This window comes from Fischerella thermalis PCC 7521 (assembly GCF_000317225.1).
GTDB lineage: Bacteria > Cyanobacteriota > Cyanobacteriia > Cyanobacteriales > Nostocaceae > Fischerella > Fischerella thermalis.
In genome coordinates this window covers 17,495-37,919 of the sequence record NZ_AJLL01000077.1, presented here as the reverse complement: position 1 = coordinate 37,919, position 20,425 = coordinate 17,495, and the positions used below count along the sequence as shown (strand labels likewise).

14 protein-coding genes and 1 tRNA gene are annotated in these 20,425 nt (G+C 40.5%); 10 read left to right on the top strand and 5 right to left on the bottom strand.

What is annotated here, in order from left to right; all coding sequences use genetic code 11:
* Nucleotides 1-54 precede the first annotated feature (54 nt).
* Nucleotides 55-1,530: a 16S rRNA (cytosine(967)-C(5))-methyltransferase gene (locus UYK_RS0116250; protein ID WP_016871772.1), complete on the bottom strand. Its 1,476-nt coding sequence runs from the start codon at nt 1,528-1,530 to the stop codon at nt 55-57.
* Between the two features lie 620 nt (nt 1,531-2,150).
* Here UYK_RS0116250 and UYK_RS0116245 point away from each other — a divergent pair.
* Nucleotides 2,151-4,745 (top strand): M1 family metallopeptidase, encoded by a 2,595-nt coding sequence (locus UYK_RS0116245; RefSeq protein WP_009455005.1) that lies wholly within the window; start codon nt 2,151-2,153, stop codon nt 4,743-4,745.
* Nucleotides 4,746-4,809: 64 nt separating this feature from the next.
* Here the strand turns inward: UYK_RS0116245 and UYK_RS0116240 are convergent, their stop codons facing one another.
* Complete coding sequence (locus UYK_RS0116240) at nt 4,810-5,874, bottom strand: mannose-1-phosphate guanylyltransferase (protein WP_009455002.1); 1,065 nt, start codon at nt 5,872-5,874, stop codon at nt 4,810-4,812.
* Nucleotides 5,875-5,992: 118 nt separating this feature from the next.
* On the opposite strand from UYK_RS0116240, the gene UYK_RS0116235 reads away from it, so the two are divergent.
* The 5 genes from UYK_RS0116235 to UYK_RS0116210 all read left to right on the top strand — a co-directional run bounded on the left by UYK_RS0116235 (nt 5,993) and on the right by UYK_RS0116210 (nt 11,316).
* Entirely contained in the window at nt 5,993-7,432 is a 1,440-nt protein-coding gene (locus UYK_RS0116235; RefSeq protein WP_009455001.1) for an LCP family protein, read from the top strand.
* 523 nt (nt 7,433-7,955) lie between these two features.
* Entirely contained in the window at nt 7,956-9,572 is a 1,617-nt protein-coding gene (gene murJ, locus UYK_RS0116225; protein WP_009455000.1) for a murein biosynthesis integral membrane protein MurJ, read from the top strand.
* Between the two features lie 407 nt (nt 9,573-9,979).
* Complete coding sequence (locus UYK_RS0116220) at nt 9,980-10,342, top strand: Lin0512 family protein (protein WP_009454999.1); 363 nt, start codon at nt 9,980-9,982, stop codon at nt 10,340-10,342.
* Nucleotides 10,343-10,478: 136 nt separating this feature from the next.
* The gene (locus UYK_RS0116215; protein WP_172451435.1) at nt 10,479-10,868 is read left to right on the top strand and encodes a nuclear transport factor 2 family protein; all 390 of its coding nucleotides are present in this window, start codon (nt 10,479-10,481) and stop codon (nt 10,866-10,868) included.
* A gap of 109 nt (nt 10,869-10,977) precedes the next feature.
* On the top strand, nt 10,978-11,316 hold the full coding sequence (locus UYK_RS0116210; RefSeq protein ID WP_009454996.1) for a hypothetical protein: 339 nt from the start codon (nt 10,978-10,980) through the stop codon (nt 11,314-11,316).
* A gap of 310 nt (nt 11,317-11,626) precedes the next feature.
* On the opposite strand, the gene UYK_RS0116200 is transcribed toward UYK_RS0116210, so the two are convergent.
* Nucleotides 11,627-11,699, bottom strand: a tRNA-His gene (locus tag UYK_RS0116200).
* 111 nt (nt 11,700-11,810) lie between these two features.
* Here UYK_RS0116200 and UYK_RS0116195 point away from each other — a divergent pair.
* From UYK_RS0116195 to cobA, 4 genes are all read left to right on the top strand, one after another.
* Nucleotides 11,811-12,227, top strand: a complete 417-nt coding sequence (locus tag UYK_RS0116195) for a DUF4359 domain-containing protein (RefSeq protein ID WP_009454994.1) — start codon at nt 11,811-11,813, stop codon at nt 12,225-12,227.
* A gap of 525 nt (nt 12,228-12,752) precedes the next feature.
* Nucleotides 12,753-13,442 (top strand): manganese catalase family protein, encoded by a 690-nt coding sequence (locus UYK_RS0116190; protein WP_009454989.1) that lies wholly within the window; start codon nt 12,753-12,755, stop codon nt 13,440-13,442.
* Between the two features lie 200 nt (nt 13,443-13,642).
* Complete coding sequence (locus UYK_RS0116185) at nt 13,643-14,362, top strand: sirohydrochlorin chelatase (RefSeq protein WP_009454988.1); 720 nt, start codon at nt 13,643-13,645, stop codon at nt 14,360-14,362.
* Nucleotides 14,359-15,150 carry a uroporphyrinogen-III C-methyltransferase gene (gene cobA / locus UYK_RS0116180; protein ID WP_009454987.1) on the top strand — a complete coding sequence of 264 codons (792 nt, stop codon included), beginning with the start codon at nt 14,359-14,361 and terminating at the stop codon, nt 15,148-15,150. Before UYK_RS0116185 ends, cobA begins: the two co-directional genes overlap by 4 nt.
* A gap of 80 nt (nt 15,151-15,230) precedes the next feature.
* On the opposite strand, the gene UYK_RS0116175 is transcribed toward cobA, so the two are convergent.
* Both UYK_RS0116175 and UYK_RS0116170 read right to left on the bottom strand, forming a co-directional pair.
* Nucleotides 15,231-16,490, bottom strand: a complete 1,260-nt coding sequence (locus tag UYK_RS0116175) for a chemotaxis protein CheW (RefSeq protein WP_009454986.1) — start codon at nt 16,488-16,490, stop codon at nt 15,231-15,233.
* A 395-nt stretch (nt 16,491-16,885) separates the two neighbouring features.
* On the bottom strand, nt 16,886-20,149 hold the full coding sequence (locus UYK_RS0116170) for a GAF domain-containing protein (protein ID WP_009454984.1): 3,264 nt from the start codon (nt 20,147-20,149) through the stop codon (nt 16,886-16,888).
* Between the last annotated feature and the right edge of the window lie 276 nt (nt 20,150-20,425).

Genomic DNA, 20,425 nt, shown 5'->3' with positions numbered 1-20,425 from the left:
AGCCTCCTATAGTTGACTCTGCCCTCCTTGAAATCTTACAACTGCTAACAGTATTCACCCTGAATCATTGGTTTTTCTTAAACGGACTATAAAAAAGCCATCCATGTCATATTGATGAGGTACAATTTTCAGCCAGCCTTGTGATGTGGAATACCTATGAAAAGATACATTTCCAGAAGGAGTCTCTATTTTCCAATCAGGGTTTTCTGTGAGAAATGATTCTATGACGGTTTCATTTTCCGCTGGATGCAATGTACAGGTAGCATAAACTAGTACCCCTCCTTCCTTGACAAAAGTGCTTGTATGTGATAACAATTCTTTTTGCAGGACGGAAAGTTCTTTGACTGAGTCTGGTGTTTGTCGCCAGCGCGCATCAGCATGACGATGTAGAGTCCCCAAACCAGAACAAGGAGCATCAAGTAAAACACGGTCAGCAGAGTTACGAAATTGAGATAAATTGCGGCTGTCACCAATGCAAATTTCTATAGATTTGAGATGAAGCCGTTGCATATTTTCTTGAAGTTTCCGCATCCGGGAAGCAGTGCGATCGCACGCCCAAATTTTCCCCATATCCTGCATTAACTCGGCAATATGAGTGGTTTTACCACCGGGTGCAGCACAACTATCAATCACTACTTCTTTTATTTGGGGATCAAGGAAATGACCGACCAGTTGGGCGCTACTATCTTGGATACTCCACCAACCTTGATTAAAGCCAGGCAGATTTTGAATTTGACCAGGGTGACTCAACAACCGTAAAGCTTGTGGGAGGTGGGAAAGACGTTGACAAGAAATACCAGCCGCCTGCAATGCTGCTTCTACTGTTTCTAAATCAGCGCGAAGGGGATTCACCCGCAAATCAATTGCTGGGGTTTGGTTCATCCAGATACACAGTTTTTCTGTCTCCATCACCCCAAATTGGTCTATCCAAACTTGAATTATCCAGTCAGGAAAACTGTGTAGAATACCCAAACGTTCCACTGGGTTTTCTGGTAGCTGCAAGAAAGATGTAAGGAAAGAAAGACTTGGTGACGCAGAGAATATTTCATCTGTATTTCCAGTCACCCCACCTCCGGTTCTCCCCACCTCCTCTTCCATGACGCGAAGAAACTGCCGCAATAAACCATTCACAAAACCAGCCAGTCCTGCAAAACCATTTTCCTTAGCTAATTGCACAGTGGTATTCACAGCCGCACTAGGAGGAATTCGTTCTTGATACAGCAACTGATATAAGCCTAAATGTAGGATTGTGCGGAGGTCTTTGGGTTGCTGATGGGATTTCTTTTTGGCAAGTTGATCGACAATAGCATCGAGAGTGCGCTGTCTTCTGGTGCAGCCGTAGACTAATTCTGTGACTAAACGGCGATCGCTAACCATCTTTGCACCAACTTCACTATCTGCTATGTCTGCTTTTGCTAACACTCGGTCTAGTGCCACATCAGCATAAGCTCCCTTGTGGACTTCTCGCAAGGCAATAAAAGCTAGTTGCCGGGGTGAAATATTTTGATTTCCAGATTTTTGATGTTGCAATGTAATTCTGAGTTCTCTTATACCAATTCTAAGATTTTTAAATGATTAAATAAATTTTAAATTAATTTTCACCGATACTCTAACACCCCTATACCCATATACCCATGACTTTTTACTACAACTGCGGCTGTTAATTTATCACGAATTCAAAACATCAAGTTTTTATTTTAGGTATTTTTATTCTATTATTGTATTTTTATGAATTTGTCATCAAGACAAAGAATTTGTTTTGGGTGCTTAGTCTTATTGCTTTTATCTACCCTCTTAGTTGAATTTACTGATTGAGCAGTAAATAAAAAAACTTAAATTGTCAATGAATCTAAATCTCCCACACAATTATGAAGATAAAATTTAAGAAATTTTCTGTTCTTCATCGAAAAAAATTAATATTAACAACAGCAACAAGCTATCCTAAAGCTATATAAATGCTTTGGAGTATTTTTACTCAATGAAAACCGAATAGAGCGTAGGACACTCTCGACTAAATGACAACAGGGAGCATCAAGGGTCGATTTGGGAAAAGTGTACTATGTAGCAATTTTTCATTTTTTTTACTTCTTTTCTTTTTTGTTAACTAAATCCATTTAGAGTTATCAGGATTAAAAGGTCAGTAGGCATCAATGTCTTATTATTTTTTTGATACAGAAAATCACCGTTACAAATCTTTTGAACTGCCAGGGGCAAAACCACACTATAACCCTGATCGCTCCGGACAGGTTGAACATATTTTTCTGGATCTCGATTTAGATATTCCCAACCAAAGCCTTCAAGGTAAGTGCCGTATTACTTTATTGCCCATCCGTAACGGAATTGACCGTTTAATCTTGGATGCTGTTAACTTGAACATTGAATCTGTTTTTGTGGATGAGGTACAGCAGAAGTTTGACTACGACGGTGAAAAACTGTCGATTAAACTACATTCACCCACCGTTACTCATCAACGACTGGCGATCGCGATCGCCTACTCTGTGCAACAGCCCCAACGGGGGATCTACTTCATCCAACCAAATAAACATTATCCCCACAAACCCACTCAAGTTTGGACACAGGGTGAAGATGAAGACTCACGCTTCTGGTTTCCTTGCTTTGATTACCCAGGACAGTTGTCTACTTCCGAGATTCGTGTCCGTGTTCCCAAACCACTGATTGCCATTTCCAATGGTGAACTCATTGCTACAGAAGTAGACGGTGATTACAAAATATATCACTGGTCGCAGCAGCAAATTCATCCTACCTATTTGATGACATTGGCGGTAGGTGACTTTGCGGAAATTCGCGATGAATGGAACGGAATACCTGTTACATACTACGTAGAAAAGGGACGGGAAGCAGATGCCAAACGCAGTATGGGCAAAACTCCCCGAATGATGGAGTTTCTCAGTGAAAAATATGGCTATGTCTACGCCTACCCCAAGTATGCCCAAGTCTGCGTTGATGATTTCATCTTTGGTGGCATGGAAAACACTTCCACCACACTGTTAACAGATAGATGTTTGCTGGATGCCAGAGCAGCATTAGATAACCGCAACACAGAAAGTTTAGTAGTCCACGAACTAGCACACCAATGGTTTGGTGATTTAGTTGTCATCAAGCACTGGTCACATGCTTGGGTAAAAGAAGGCATGGCCTCTTATTCTGAGGTAATGTGGACAGAGCATGAGTATGGTGCAGATGAAGCAGCTTACTACCGCTTAGGAGAAGCCCGCAGCTATCTAGCAGAAGATAGTGGGCGCTATCGCCGCCCGATGGTGACACACGTCTACCGAGAAGCGATCGAACTTTATGACCGCCACATCTATGAAAAAGGGTCTTGTGTATATCACATGATCCGTACGGAGTTGGGCGACGAAATGTTTTGGCAAGCTATGCAGACATTTGTCCAGGATAATGCCCATAAAACCGTAGAAACAATAGATTTACTCCGGGCGATCGAAAAGGCGACAGGGCGTAATCTATTATTCCTGTTTGATCAGTATGTTTACCGAGGTGGGCACCCTGATTTCAAAGTGGCATACTCTTGGGATGGGGATGCTAACCTGGCTAAGGTGACGGTGACTCAAACCCAAGCATCATCTGATAAGAATGGTAGTAGCAGTGATTTATTTGACCTGCGAATTCCCATTGGTTTTGGTTATGCCAAAAATGGTGCTACTGCAGAATTAAAAATTTTCAAGGTACGGGTTCACGAACGTGAACAAGCTTTCTATTTTCCACTAGAAGAGAAACCGCTGTTTGTCAGCTTTGATGTGGGGAATAATTTCTTGAAAACTGTTGCTTTGGAGTACCCAGTACCAGAGTTAAAAGCACAGTTAGAATTTGATCCCAATCCAATTTCGCGCATTTATGCAGCGGAAGCCTTGGCGAAAAAAGGAGGATTAGAAGTCCTCAAAGCACTAGAAACAGCACTACAAAAAGATCCTTTTTGGGGTGTGCGCGCAGAAGTAGCTGCTCAAATCGCAGAAATCAAATTAGACCAAACCTTTGATGCTTTAGTGCTAGGGTTAAAAGATGACAACCCTAATGTACGTCGAGCTGTAATAGAAGCACTGGCAAAAATCAAAACCTACGCCAGTTATAAGGCTATCAAAGAAGTCGTTGAGAATGGAGATGCCAGCTACTATGTAGAAGCAGCCGCAGCCCGCGCAGTTGGTACAATTGCAGCCGCCAGTTTGGAGGAAAAACCCAAAGAAGAAAAAGTTTTGAAACTGCTAAAAACAGTTTTAGAAGCAAAAGCTGGTTGGAATGAAGTCGTACGCAGTGGGGCGATTGCTGGTTTAGCAAAACTCAAAACTTCCGAAGCAGCCTTAAATCTGATTTTAGAATACACCAAAATAGGCGTTCCCCAGCCTTTGCGTTTGACAGCAATTCGGGCATTAGGTACAGTCTCTGTTGGTCAAACTCCTGCCAATATAGAGCGAATCTTAGACCATTTAGCAGAACTGGCTAAAGAAAGATTCTTCTTAACTCAAGTAGCGGTAGTAACAGCCTTGGGAAATATGGAAACTCCCAAAGCCATCAGTATCTTGCAATCCCTTGGCGATCAAACAGCAGATGGGCGCGTACGTCGCTATGCGGCAGAAGAAATTGCCAAAGTGCAAAAGAATATTGGCACAGACAGTGCAGTCAAACAACTGCGCGAGGAACTTGATCAACTCAAACAACAAAATCAAGAACTGAGAAGTCGTTTGGAAAATTTAGAAGCGAAGGCGAAGTAGTCGTTTGTTGGTGGTTGATGGTTGGTAGTTCCAAACAACAACCAACTGCCAACCATCAACCCTATTACAACAATTCCGTAAATCGGGGATCACTTTGTAAAGTTTTCAGGATTTGCTTGATTTCTTGAGTACGGTCTTTTTTGACAACAAGAGTAACATTGCGATCGCGCACAATTACTACATCTTCTAGACCAATAGTGACAACTACCTCATCAGCATTGTTAGTATAAACAATAGCACCCTTAGTATCTAACCCCACATGAGTTCCTAGTTCTACATTTGGGGAATCTTCTTTTTTTAATAAACGTTCGATCGCATTCCAATCACCCAAGTCATCCCAGCCAAAATCTACTGGTAAGACATGTGTCAAATTCGTTTTTTCCATGAGCGCATAGTCTATACTCTTCTTAGGTAACTGGGGATAGATATCAGGACCGTGCTGTATCAACGGTTCAATAATTTCTGGGGCGTGGATATGCAGTTCCTTAAGAACAACACCCGCCCGGAAAATAAACATCCCGCTATTCCAGCTAAAACGTTCCGTTGCGAGAAAATTTTCTGCCGTTTGACGGTCAGGCTTTTCAGTAAAGCGGTTGACATGATAAGCTGGCAAGTCATTAAAGCAACCAATCTTTTCACCTTGTTCTATGTAACCGTAGCCAGTTGATGGAAAGGTGGGCTTGATCCCCAGTGTAACAATTGCTGCTGTGTTTGCTGCGAGTTCAATTGCTGCATTTATTGTGTGTGCAAAAACATCTTGGTCAGCAATCCAGTGGTCAGCAGGGAAAAAGCCGATAATAGCGTCATCCCCGTGACGCTTGTTGATTTCCAAGCTTGTCCAAGCAACTGCGGCGGCTGTGTCCCTTCCTTGAGACTCGACTAGCAAGTTATTTGGTGGTAGTTCGGGCAGTTGTTCCTTAACTCCTTGGGCTATCTGACTAGAAGTAATCACCAACAAGCGATCCCAACCGCCTGCTAGTGGTAGCAGCCGATCAGCCGTTGCTTGTAGAAGACTTCTAGAGCTACCATCTAGGTTTAAAAATTGTTTGGGTCGATTTTGACGACTTAGGGGCCAAAAGCGTTCACCTTTACCACCAGCAAGAATTACAGGGAACAATGCTCTAGTCATGTTGTCATAGAAACTTACTTAAGAACACTACTAAGTGTACTGTGGTCTTCTTCACTGGCAAGATTGGTTGCTTGGATTAACATTAGGTTTAGGGAGTGGATGAGTGGGGAGATAGTTTGTGGTTAAACAAGTAGCACAGATCAAAAATCAGGGTAAATCTCAACAAGCACAAAAATCTACTGATGAGGCAAACCCACAACAACAAGCGAATGTATCATCTCAGTTTGTAGAATCTGTAGGTTCCATACCCAGCCAACTTTATCAAAGGTTGGGTTTGGCAATGCCTCGGTGGCTATTTTGGCTGTTGACAATAGTTGTAGGGATCACACTTTCAGGGTTATTAGTATCGACTTTAGCGCTTTGGACTCCGCTCTGGAGCGATATAGATCGAACAGATGAAGAATTAGGCATGGGCGGACCAGACGCAGAAAAAACGCCATTACCAGGGGAGATTTGGAGCAATATTTCTCAATATAAGCTCACACGCCCAATGAATATTCTGATTATGGGTATCGAACCAGTCCGTGGTAAGGTTGATGGTTCTCCAGAAAGTTATGCTGGTAGCAGCGATACGATGTTGTTGGTAAGGCTAAACCCAGAAAACAACACCATACGGGTGCTTTCGATTCCCAGGGATACCATGATTGCGATCCCAGAATCAAAGGAATTAACTAAAGTATCCCAAGCCAACGCCCAAGGGGGGCCAGTTTTGGCGGCGCGGGTTGTCAGTCGGACTCTGAGTAATGCACCCATTGATCGCTACATCCGTATTTCTACTAGTGGGTTACGGCAGTTAGTAGATCAGTTGGGTGGCGTAGAAGTGTTCGTCCCCAAACCAATGGAATACAAAGACTCTGCTGGCAAGTTTTCAATTAATTTAGTCAGTGGTTGGCAAACTCTCAACGGTGAACAAGCTGAACAGTTTGTGCGTTACCGTGAAGCGAACACCGGAGATCTCCCAAGAGTACAGCGACAACAAGCATTGCTGATGGGGTTACGCGAACGTTTGTTTAGTCCCACGGTTTTACCCAGGTTGCCACAGTTAGTCCACATTATGGGCAAGTACTTTGACACAAACCTGAAAGTCGAAGAGATGATGGCACTGGTCAACTTCTCTTTGAACATGGAGCGGGATAATTTCCAAATGACCATGCTACCAGGTATTTTTAGTCGTTTAAGTGCAGACCCGGATAGTTATTGGTTGAATTTAACTGGAAAAGTTGACCTGCTAAATAACTATACTGGAGTAAGTATAGGTGGTTTGAAACCAGATACGCGATCGCTACCTAGTCTAAAAATTGCTATTCAAAATGCCTCCAATCAACCCCAGCTAACTGACAAGGTAATCAACTCTCTTAAAAGCAAAGGCTTCAAAAACGTTTATGCTATTTCAGATTGGCCTGACGGGCGTAGTGAAACTAAAATTATTGCCCAGAAAGGCAACCGCCAAGCCGCAGAACAACTGCAAAAAATCTTGGGTTTGGGAACTATTGAAGTCTCAGCAACGGGTGACTTAGAATCTGATCTCACTATTAGAATTGGAAAAGATTGGAAGTAGTCATTTGTTAGTTGTTAGTAGTTGATGGTTGTTTGGAATCACCACCAACTACCAACAAACAACACTGCTGTTATGTCAAAAATTTTGCTGCGCTTGTTAGGCTTAATTTTGATTTTGGCTCTTGCATTTTTATGGATAATGCTAAATGCCAAACCAGCTATTCTTGCCAAGAAGAATTGTTCTCATGTGTAAACAATAAATCGCCTGCAAGCAAAAAAGAGGTTGTTTCTAAAGTGTAAATAAAATCACTGTAGCGGCGCAATTGGCTTCAATTAGTGTATTAATCAACAGCACCAGACACAGAGAACACACCAGATAGAAGAAGATTATGCTATTTTTGCCTAGACACGCCACTAATTAAGATTTATATAACAATGTCATTCTTGTTGTAGATATTATGAGTGATGCTGGAAGAGCATAAGGTCAATTTTAGTCCCTTTGATCAAAAATACCCTGACAAAGTAGCGAATTTTCGGTTAAATGTTTTCAAGTATGGGCCATTTTTGGTTATTGGGTACTGTTTGTGACAGAAGAACAAAAAGTTTCTCGTTCCCTTGCTGGAATCGCTGGCATTGTTGCTATTGCTACAATCATCAGTAAAGTTGTTGGTTTATTGCGACAGGTGGCAATTGGTGCAGCTTTTGGTACTGGTGCTGTTGCTGATGCCTATAGCTTCGCTTACATTATTCCTGGGTTTCTGCTTATTTTGCTTGGTGGAATTAATGGGCCTTTTTACAGTGCGATCGTCAGTGTTTTAGCCAAGCGCAAGAAAGAAGAAGCCGCACCTTTGGTAGAAACGATGACTACCCTTGTTGGTTGTGTGCTGTTGATTGTGACGATTTTTTTGATCATCTTTGCCGGAAATATTATTGAGTTGACAACACCAGGGTTAGATCAACGCGCAGATGGACAGTTGGTAAAAGCGATCGCAACTCTACAACTCCAGATCATGTCACCAATGGCTATTTTAGCTGGGCTGATTGGTATTGGGTTTGGCACACTCAATGTTGCAAACCAGTACTGGCTACCCTCGATTAGTCCTCTGTTATCAAGCATTACAGTTGTAATTGCGATGGCTTTTCTGGGGTTACAACTAGGTAATAAAATCTATTCCCCAGAATATCTTATGTATGGTGGCGCAGTATTAGCGATTGGAACCCTAGCAGGTGCGTTACTGCAATGGCTGGTGCAACTGGTAGCACAAGCACGTATTGGTATGGGTTCATTCCACCTACGATTTGATTTTAATCAGCCGGGAGTCAGAGAAGTCATGAAAATCATGCTCCCAGCTACCTTTTCTTCTGGGATGCTCTACATTAACTGGCAGATAAATTCTATTTTTGCTTCTTTTATTCCTGCTGCTGCCTCTGGCTTGAATTATGCCAATTTACTAGTACAAACTCCCTTGGGAGTCATTTCTAATGTCATTTTGGTTCCGCTGCTACCAATATTTTCTCGACTTACCGATCCCAATGATTGGCCTGAGTTAAAATTACGTATTCGCCAAGGACTCATCCTTTCCGCTTTTACAATGTTGCCCTTGGGTGCTTTGATGATAGCTCTATCCGACCCAATTGTACGCGTAGTCTATGAGCGCGGAGCTTTCAATCAAGCTGCCTCGGATATGGTATCTTCCTTGTTGGTTGCTTACGGTATAGGAATGTTTGTTTACTTGGGACGTGATGTCCTAGTACGAGTATTTTATGCCTTGGGCGATGGAGATACACCTTTTCGCATCAGCCTGTTTAACATCTTTGTGAATATTTTCTTAGATTGGATTTTGATCAAATCTTTTGGTGCGCCTGGTTTGGTTTTAGCAACCGTAGGGGTGAATTTGAGTTCCACATTGATGCTTTTATGGTTACTCGATCGCAGGTTGAAAGGTTTACCTTGGGGAGAATGGAGTGTAGCAATTTTGGGTTTGACTGGTGCTAGCGTGGTCGGAGGTTTTGCTAGTTACGGTAGTCTTGTAATTTGTCAACGTTTTCTTGGTGTAAATGGTTTACTAATTCAACTGTTGCAATTAGCTGTATGTGGCTTAGTTGGTTTGGGTGTTTTTGGTGCGATCGTTGCAGCCATGAAGTTACAAGAGGTAAATCTTTTTGTTTTTCGTCTACGTCAACGGTTTTTGAAGAGATAGTATCATGTGCGCTTGAATACTTATACTATCCGTTGGGGTCGGTAATGGGTAATGGGTAATTGGTAATTGGTAATTAATATACTGACTCATCACTTTCCCACGCTCAATGCCCAACTAACTTATTTTGTTCCTTCTACCCCTTACCTTTGTATAAACAAAAAGCCTCGGTACAAAACACCGAGGCGACCATGAGGAATCCAAATGTCGATGGGAGATATTGATATTTAAAAAAGTTAATTTATGTAAATAAATATAAACTTAATTGTTACAAAAGGTCAATTAGACTTGACAAAGAATATTCAATAGCTTGTATAAGCTTTTCTTATGTTTTATCGAGTTGTGGGCTAGCATCTTTCCCGCCCAGTTGTATGAGCTTCTACAATCCAAAAACAGTATCAGAGGTAACTATGGCACGTAAACGGTTAATTATCGAAATGGGGATGGGGATAGATCAGCATGGACAAGATCCAACAGTAGCAGCAGCCAGGGCTGTGAGAAATGCGATCGCCAACAATGCTTTACCTGGTGTTTGGGAGGTAGCGGGCTTGAGTCACCCCAATGAAATGATTGTAGAAGTGCAAGTTGCAGTACCTTACCCAGAAAAAGTCCGTCAACAAGAGGTACTAGCTGTACTACCTTTTGGTCGTAAATCCTTGACAGTTGAACAAGGGGGAATGGTTGTGCAAGGTAGAGCCATCCCCGAACTCAATGATAAAAATGACGAAATGTTGATAGCTGTGGCTGCGGTTACAGTCCTAGTTAGAAATTAGTAACTAAAGCACTCAAACTAGTCGTAATTATGACAGCTATGATTTTACTAATTTTACACTAAAAACATTTATTGCCGAGAGATAAAAAGCATTAGTAATATTTAGTAAATCTTTGAACGGAAAATCTAGAAAAAACATTATAACAAAAGAAGAAATCACCAATTTAATTGCTAACTACTTTAGCAATATTGCTGCCATAAATACTGAAGATTGGATTGAAAATTTTGCAGAAGATGCTGTCAGCTATGACCCAGTTGGAGAACCAACAACAAAAATTCATGAAAATTTTCGTGCATTTATCAGTCAGTTAAAAACAGTCTTTAATCAATTAGAAGCGACAACTGAGCATATTTTTATTGCAGGTAATGAAGTAGCTGTTAAGTGGACTATGCAGGGAATTAGCAAAACTGACAAATCAGCGACATTTGAAGGAATAACAGTGTTTGAAATTAACAATTTTAGCAAGATTCAAACAACACGTGCTTATGGTAATCCGGCGCTAATGCTTGCACAGCTGCGTTCTTAGAGGTGAGCGACGCTCACATTTGTTGCTATGCGCTAAACTAGAGGCATCGGTGTAGGAGTTTCGTTAAAGTAAATCCAACAAATAGTTAATTTTCACCACTCCAGTCACGATGTCTCCCGAAAACAACGAATCAATTGAAATTCAGGAAATCAACAAATTCAAGCCAGTACACTTTGCGGACTTAATTAGAGCTGCACAATTAATTTTTGATCCTGCTAGAGGTGTGTCTGGAATATATAGAAAAGTTGATTGGCAAGAATTTGGTATCCCTGATGATGTTACAGAAAATCTCCAAGCTCTTGGTCAGGAATATCAATATGCATCTCCTCATATCTCCCCTGAAATTATTTGGAGTAAGTTAACTCCAGCAACTCGGATTTGGTTTTTTGAAAATAGAAATGAATTGTGGCAATTTGAGGAATATTTTCCTGCTCTTGATGAAGATTAAAAAGCAAGCGAGTCGTCACAAATAAAGCTAACTCGTTAGAGTCCTCATTTGTCCTTAGATTCAGCAATTATCTTTTGAGGTGAATGATCACTAATGCTAGAACGTGGATCAGGTAGAATCAATTCGGCTAAGAGTAAAAAATTAGATAATTCCAGTTCCTATTATGCCTTACAGTCAGAAAACTTTGATTTGGAAACAATTACACCAAACGCCTAGACACCAACCATAAAATCTGATAGCTTAACTAATCTCGGCTGGTAAACCATTGAGATTTACCATTACCGGGCATATACATTGGCTGAAAATTAAGGGCGAACGATGGGACTCGAACCCACGAATGGAGGAACCACAATCCTCTGCCTTAACCACTTGGCTACGCTCGCCATTGCGTTTCCTATTATAGCACTTCCCTGGGAAATTGATCCAATTTTTTTCCAAGGAACGGACTCAACTAATCTAGAGTCTAGAAACTACAGCAAATCACTGTTTAGCAAATGAAAGCCTTAACTATTATGGCATATGTGGGAGTTTTTGGTCTAGCTGCTTTGGGAGTAGCTATGGCTAAGACGAATCCCAGTCAGGTTGAATATGAAGAGTACGCAGCACGAAGGTTGACAGAATATCTGAACACGAATGTCTGCAAAAAAACCCCAAAATTTATAGAAAACGTTATACAGTTTAATTGCAGGCAAGTTGTAGATTCTGCCCAGCCGCGACTACGAGAGATTATAGCTGATAGTACCGTACGCCAAGATTTTATCGTTTTTAGTATTTACCGTACGGATTTAAATGTAAATTCGTTGATACCTGCACTCAGACTTGATTCTATTTTGCCTTCTACACCTGGTTATCAATTTGAGACACTAGGAGCTTTTAACCAGTTTTACACTTATAAAGCTGAACAGCAATAGATATCTTTCCTTGTCTGTTGTGGCTTTTTCACAAAAGTAGCTGTGAGCGATCGCGTTTTACTATCTGCTTTAAATGGAGGATAAGACTCTAATTTTAGTTAAATTTTTCTGATAAGCAAATAAAGCTTTGGTTAGAAATAATAAAACAGCAAGTCTTTCTTTAGGTGAAGGTAAAAATTTGCTGTTATGTTTAGCATTTTTAAAAAGAGTAGCGTCAATTTACATCTTGCAACATCTGCAACAGCAAGGAAGCTGAGCCTCCCAATCCTGATTACCAGGTTTAACCTGATCAAAATAACTAAAGCCTCTGGCTCTTGTTGACTTTGGTGCAAGTTATCAGATCAAAAAAACATCATTTTTCTGATGAACACTAGTAGTTAGTTGTGAATCTTTAGCAGCTAGCTATTATCTAATGTTTAGAGAAAAGTATTGTCAAAAAATGCCATAAATATTAAGTTTTTGCACAATACTTAATCCCTAATAGTTTGTGATCAAAGTAGATATCTTAAGAGAGGAAACTAACAGATGTTCTTCCACAAAAAAGAAACAATTCATGTCGTTGATGTTAAAGAAGCCAATCCACGTTTTGCTCAATTGCTTTTAGAGCAGTTTGGTGGTGCAACAGGTGAATTAACAGCAGCTTTGCAATACTGGACTCAGTCATTCCACTGTGAGCATTCTGGAATTAGGGATATGCTGCAAGATATTGCCATTGAAGAGTTTGGTCATTTAGAAATGGTGGGTAAACTAATTGAAGCGCATACCAAAAACGTCGACCAAACTGAAGCTTATAAAAGCACTTTATTCGCTGTACGGGGTATGGGACCACACTTACTAGATAGCCAAGGTGTTGCTTGGAATGCTAATTACGTCAATGAAGGTGGTGATGTCGTACGCGATTTAAGAGCAGATATTGCTGCTGAAGCTGGCGCACGTCAAACTTACGAAGAATTGATTAAATTAGCACCAGATGAAGGTACTAAAAATACTCTTGTTCATCTTCTGACAAGAGAAATATCTCACACCCAAATGTTTATGAAAGCATTAGATTCTTTGGGGAAATTAACAGATCCATTTTTTGGTAATATTCAACCTGATAGTACTGTTGATATTTACTATAACTTGTCCACAAATGGCAAAGATGAACGTGGACCTTGGAATTCAGAGCCAACTTTCCGTTACATTGCTGATCCTTTAGCAGAAAAGCAATCTTAATTTGTTAGTTACTTGTTGGTTGGAAAAACAATTTTTCTACCAACAATCAACTGTTAGTAATCTGTGTCAATTATTTCTGAGGGGTTGCGAGAGGTCAGACCCCCGATTTTTTAAAAAAGTCGGGGGTCTCACAGTCGATAAAAATAATTTTTAAAATTTGCTAAGATATTTGACTATATATTTTAAATTTTTCCTTGCTAATGGTGTCTGCATGTTTACTAGTATCCCACGGTAGCCGAGATCCACGTCCAGAAGTTGCCATGCAGGAGTTGGCAAAGCTTGTAATTGATCAAGCGCGAAGTCTTGAAGTTGAAATTAGAGTTGGTACAGCGTGTTTAGAACTTAAGCCAGAACCTCTACATGAGCAAATAATCAAGTTCGTTAACAATTGTGCTGCTTGGGAGAAGGTTGATCTCAAAGTTGTACCACTGTTTTTGCTACCAGGGGTACATGTCATGGATGATATTCCTAATGAAGTAAGGCTGGCAAGAGCGGCTCTCGGTGAAGATATTTTGATAGAGTTACAACCACATTTAGGTAGTCACTGTGGTTTGGAGAATTTTTTAGCCAAGCAATTCGCTGCGACGATGGCGACGGCGAGGATTCTTGTAGCGCATGGTAGTCGCCGCCAGGGTTCACAATTACGAGTGGAAGCTATAGCGAAAAATTTAGATGCAGTGACTGCTTACTGGTCTGTACCTCCCAGTTTAGAAGTGCAAGTCAAAGAGTTGATTAATATTGGACATAGGCAAATTGCAATTCTGCCATACTTTTTATTTGCAGGTGGAATAACTGATGCGATCGCTCAGGTAATAGAAAAGTTACAATTACAGTTTCCTGGGGTGGATTTGCAGCTGGCAGAACCTTTAGGAGCAAGTGCAGAGTTAGCTGATTTAGTTTGGGATTTGATTAAAGAATGAACCGCGAAGACACTAAGGACGCGAAGGAAGAGGGGAAGAATTGTTTGGGAAAGGTTTATTTGGTGGGTGCTGGTCCAGGAGATCCGGGGTTGATGACACTCAAGGGTAAAGGGTTGTTGGAGTGTGCAGACGTTGTGATTTATGATGCATTGGTGAGTCCAGCAATTCTAGAAATGATTAATCCCCAAGCGGAAAAAATTAATGCTGGTAAGCGGCGGGGACGTCATTCACTAGTTCAGGAAGAAACAACGCAGTTAATGATTGAAAAAGCACAGGAACACGCGGTTGTCGTTCGGTTGAAGGGGGGTGATCCGTTTGTTTTTGGTCGCGGTGGCGAAGAGATGGAAGAATTATTACAAGCGGGAGTAGATGTGGAAGTTGTGCCGGGTATTACATCGGGGATAGCGGCTCCAGCCTATGCAGGTATTCCTTTGACGCACCGATTATATAGTTCTTCAGTGACATTTGTTACAGGTCATGAGGCGGCTGGTAAGTATCGACCGACTGTGAATTGGAGTGCGATCGCTCACGGTTCGGAGACGATTGTGATATACATGGGGATTCACAATTTGCCTTATATTGTCCAGGAGTTAGTGAAGGCGGGGTTGAGTCTGGAAACTCCTATTGCTTTGGTACGTTGGGGTACAAGATCAGACCAACAAGAGTTGATTGGTGAGTTAGGGACAATTATAGAGCAGGTTGAGCAAACTGGATTTGAAGCACCTGCAATTGTGGTGATTGGGGCGGTGGTGCATATGCACAAAATTTTATCTGGTCTTCGTTTGTGATGAGCAACTTTATAAGTTGCGAGGGGTCAGATCCCCGACTTTTTTAAAGAGTCGAGGATCTAATAAATTCTATATGTAGATCAAGTAGCCTTTGATAATTGATTAGTAGTAATCCAGTTCAGCAAATCGCTAGTACTTAGCACAGGTACTATTTGCTCATTATCCAAAATTGTATAGTTACTAATGCCAGTAGGTAGAGTTGTGTTAGCTTCAACTTGATAAAGAGAAACTTCTATTTCACCCCAAAAATGATCTATTTGTACTGCAACTTGTTGATTGTTATCTCTAATGATTAATACGTTCGCAGTATCGATTTGTGGCAGAGTGTCTGAAGATGATATTGCGGGATGTAAGTTATAAGATTGTAAGTATTGCTCAAGCTTAATTAAGCGAATTGTTGAACCTTGCCAGTGCAAAAATTCACTATCAAGTTGCTCCAACAAACATGTTTCTACAATTATATTTGTTGGTAATGCCACGAGCATACTATTACATTCTACTAGCATGACTCGCTTGCTCGAGAGATGAAATGGTGCTTTGACAAAAGATTCGCTGAGATTTTGGGCAGCAATTTCCGTTGGCAAATTTGCAAGTTGCTTTGTCAGTATCAATGTTTGCGATCGCTGCCATGTCAATAATGCTAATTTAGCAATTTCTGTCACATCCACATTAGATACAGCTGCTTCTAAATTTTGCATGACTGACTGACAAAGCTGGGTAAAAGCTTTTAAATGAAGTAACTCACCCAAATCACCTAATTGAGTAGCTATCATGATAACTTCTGCTTTTAAAGTAGACTTATCTGTTTTAGCTAATAAATATTTTAGGTGTTGTAAGTATTCTTCTACTTCAGTTTGGAAAATTAATAGGATAATGTCTTCCAGTTCTTGAGTTGGTGAGTACTGTGTTGGGTTATTTGTCCCAATTTGCTGAGACAAACGCTTTTTCAGCCCGTCAAACACTGGAAAACAAAAACTTGCTAACCATTGCTCATCTATAACATAGCCAACAGAAAGTAATTTTACTATCTGGCGTAACCATTCAACGCTAGATAGAAGTAAACTGTGTAATTCGGTGTCAATTTCTAAAAAGTTTGTCTGTTTTTTAAAATCTTGTAGCGCATCTGCTAAACGGTGAGCAAAATCACTCAGTAAAGGAAAACCTATAATATCTGCACCAGCTTTGATGGAATGAATAACTTTGAGAGCTATATCAATATTTTGCAAATAGCTGTGATGGTTAGATTTGAGTTCCAAGAATATAGATTCTAGGGTATTCAAATTACCATTAGCTTCTTCCAGAAAGTTTATCTGGTTCTCTAGTTCCCTATCTTTTAACATAGTTGGAATTATTTTTGATACCAAATGAAAGGGAATAAGTAGCCCAACATAAATTTTGTCGTTGGGTTAAGGTAGAAAGCAGAAGGCAGAAGTAAGAGATTTTTGAGTGTTAATATAAGTTCAGGTACTTCTGTTTGCTTAATCAGAAATCATTCAATTATAAATTAGTAATCAATAATGAAACTGTCAAATATTGTTCAATTCTAATTATTTCTAAAATTTATTTTTCTTAATGAAGAGTTTATCTAGTTTATTTAAGTAGGAAAATAAAATTAAATACCAAAAAAATATTCAGATTCAGAAGGCAGAGAGTCCTTCTACAACGGTGATCCCTGTTCGCCCATCGGTAGCGAACCCGCGCCTCCTCTACCTCCCTCCGTACTCTGCTTTCTGAATTAAACTTTGAAACTACGAACACTTGCTTGTAACTGCTGGTAAGTCTCTAATGTTCTTTGAAGAGATGCGGATACTTTGCGATAGGAACCGCCAGTCATTTCAGACACTTTCGCAATTTCTTTCATTAAATTAATTACTTCTTTAGAAGTTTGCACTTGAGATACTGAAGCGAGAGAGATTGATTGTACTAATTCGTCAATTTGGCAACAAACATTGAGCATTTGATTTAAGCTGTGTTTGCTATCTTCAACCAGACGAGTTACTTCTATTACCTGGGCGTTTCCTAATTCTATTGTCTTGACTACTTCGCTAACTTCCAGGTTAATATTGGCGGCGATTCCTTCGATTTCACCTGTAACTGTAGCACTTTCGGTAGCCAGTGCAGCTACTTCTTCAGAAAAAGAAATTAAACTGTCACTGTCTCCACCCACACGCGCTGTTTCGATACCAGCGTTGATCGCTAATAAGTTGATTTGTAGGGAGATTTGTTTAATTAAGGAAGCTAGACGAGTAATATGTTGCGAGTAATCCCCTAGACGCTTAATTTTTATAGCTGTTTCTCCCATCGACTCCCGCAGGCTAAAGATATTTTCGACAGTGAGATCCATCGCAGCGTCACCAATTTCAGCAGTAGGGGAGGCTGTGCGCGCAACTGCTGTAGCTAATCTGGCATTTTTGGCTACGCCTTTGATGGAAAGCCGAATTTGATCAACAACATCCAGGGAACGATCTATTTCCTGTGTTTGCTTGAATGTGTCAATAGCTAGTTGGCTGATGATTCCGGAATTTTCCGCGATCGCTGTATTCAATTGGGTAGCGGCTGCTTTAACTTGTACGACAATCTCCCGCAACCTTCCAACAATGAAGTTGCAAAAGTCTGCGATCGCTCCAATTTCACCTTTGTTAACTTCGATGTGTACTGTTAAATCGCCTCTTCTAACTCCCACTACATCATCTAAGAGTCTGTTTAACTGTTGTTGCAGTTGTTCTGCTTGTTGACGTTGCTGCTGGGAAGCTCTTTCACTTTGTTCTAGGAGATTAGCTCTTTCTAAAGCCAGTCCCACCAATCTCGCAAATTGCTCAAATAACTCAATTTCTGCTTGTTGCCAGACACGAGTTCTGGTACATTGATGAGCAATCAACAAGCCTAGTAAATTACCCCCCAATAAAATTGGTGCTTGTAAGTGGGCTTTGACTGCAAAGGATTCTAGCTGTTTGACATAAACTTCTGAAAAACCTGCTTGGTAGATATTGTTAGCAGCCAGTACACCACCTTGGCGATACTTTTCTATGTAATCTTGCACAACAGCTTGATGAAATCTTGTTTCTACACCAGGTAAACCCTCAACTACCGACTCAGCTAAAATACTACCTTGGGATTTCTCATCAAATTTACAGATGACTACACGCTCCACCTTTAAGGCTTTACGGATGTCTTGAACTGCCAAGTTGTAGATTTCTTGGGAATTAAGAGTTGCAGATAAATGAATCGCAAAGTCCTTGAGTACCTGGCTGACTTCCAGTAAATGGACTCGTTCTAAAGCCAATCCAACTTGAACTGCTAACTGTCGCAAGAAATTGATTTCAAAAGGTTGCCAAACATGGGGAGCCCAGCAGTAATGGGCAATCAAAAATCCAAAAATTTGATTATCTTTGAGAATGGGTGTTGCTAATATCGCCTTGACTTGCAGCCTTTCCATCAATTTTAGATGTTCGGGAACCAAGTCTGTCTCAAAAACGTTATTGGCGATGAGAATGCCATTAGTCGTGTAGGTTTCCACTAATTGCCTAGCAATGGAAGTGTCTTCAATTGTGTCACCCAAAGTTACCGGTAATCCAGGCGCGACAGATTCGGCGATGACTTGTCCCCTACCGTGAGCATTAAAGTGATAGACAACCACTCGATGGGCTCCTAGTGCTTGTCTGGCTTCTGTAACCGTAGTATTAAATAAATCCTCACAATTGAGTGACTGACGAATCGCCGTTAAAATGTTTGTAAACATCTTGAGGCGTTCAGCCTCGATTTTTTGTTTGTTCAGCAAGTCTTGCAGTTGGTCAGCCATACGGTTAATACTGGCTCCCAAAGTAGCAAATTCATCTTCTCCCTTGACAGTAATACGTGTGTCAAAATTACCTCTCGCCAGTTTCTTCACTACCATCGTGGCAGTTTGAATCGGTAGGGTGAGACGATTGGCTAAAATAGCAGCGATCGCACCCACTAAAAACGCCGTCACAATCGTTCCAATCGCCAATGTCAACAATAATTGTCTTTGTGTACCCAAGGCGATCGCTTTGTCTGTACTCAAGACTAATTGCCAATTTAAATCCGGTAAACCTGCTGTTTTTTGCCAAGGAACAAAGGTTGTTAAATCTTCAGCTTTACCTTTTCGATCTCGCAGTATACGTGTGACTACTTTCTTTGATGTTTGTAATTCCTGCCATTTGGGAATAACTTTTTGAGCATCTCTACCCAAATGATTCTCATCTGTTGCCAAAAAAATCTTGCCCGCAGAATCTATTAACTGGTACTCATCCTTAATTCCGGAAAGCTTATTGAGTGTTTGCGCCAATGATTGTATAGGTATAACCGCTTGGATAATATAAATAGTTTTATTAGTCACACTATCTTTCACTGGTGCAGCCAAATGAATTTTCGATTGTTTTACACTTGTACCTACCAATGGCTGACCAATATATGGTTCATTTGTTCTCAGAACTGCTTGAAAAGACTCCTGATTTTTTTGGTTAGGAATTGCTTCACCTTGAGTTTGTAAAACTACATTACCACTGAGATCCACAACAGCAATACTTTCATAGACTTGATAAATATCTTGCCAGCTATTAACCCGTGCAGCTTTATCTTCAGTAACTAAAATGTCTCGAAGTTTAGCATCAGTAAGAAATTTTTGTTTAGCGAATAGCTGAACTTCTTGATACCGTTTCAGCATAAATCGCTCAACATGGTCTGCTAAATTGCGAGCGCTGCCTTGTTTAATATTACTAATCTCTTTAGTGAGAGATTGATTTACTAAGTAATATGTCATAGCTCCCACTCCCAACGTTGGTAATGTGGAAATAGCAACAGCAAAAGCGATCGCTTTGGTACGGAAACTAACTTGTTTCGCCCATGCTATAACACTATTAATCGGAGAATAGAGAGAATAATTTCTACGCTGAAGTACAGTTTCGGTTTCGGAAGTAAGTCTAAATGTGCGCCGATGATAACTACTGTTTTTTGGTTCTGAATTAATTCTATTAACCATTAAGTTATCTCTATACTCAGAGGGTGAAGCGATTTTGGATTTTGGATTTTGGATGACTTTTACAGATAAACTTGAGGGCTTAAAAAGCAATTGTGAAAGTTACTAGTCGTAGCGAATTATATGTAGAAAAACTCTGCGTTTCTCCGCGTTTACATTACCATTTCACGCAAAGCCCTATCAGTCAAGTATGACAAAAAGCAATAATATAGGCATAATTTATTTTTTATGCCTCCTATCTCCTTGTAATCATTATTGGATGTTACAGAAAATAGAAGA